The 255-nt window shown below is 64.3% G+C and carries 1 protein-coding gene; it reads left to right on the top strand.

All coding sequences use genetic code 11. The annotated features are described in order from the left end of the window. On the top strand, positions 1-255 hold a 255-nt coding region (locus IU459_RS38040), incomplete at both ends, for an AMP-binding protein (RefSeq protein WP_195134364.1).

Raw genomic sequence — 255 nt, 5'->3', positions numbered from 1 at the left:
AGCACCGCCACTGGCAGATCATCGAAAAGTACGGCGTCACCATCTACTACACCGCCCCCACCCTCATCCGCACCTTCATGAAATGGGGCCGCGAGATCCCCGACGCCCACGACCTGTCCAGCCTCCGGCTGCTCGGCACCGTCGGCGAACCCATCAACCCCGAAGCCTGGCGCTGGTACCGGCACGTCATCGGCGCCGACAACACCCCGATCGTGGACACCTGGTGGCAAACCGAAACCGGCGCCATCATGATCT

This window comes from Nocardia amamiensis (assembly GCF_015477605.1).
GTDB classification, from domain to species: Bacteria; Actinomycetota; Actinomycetes; order Mycobacteriales; family Mycobacteriaceae; genus Nocardia; species Nocardia amamiensis_A.
The sequence above is the reverse complement of the archived record's forward strand: the minus strand, read 5'-3'. Positions and strand labels throughout refer to the sequence as shown.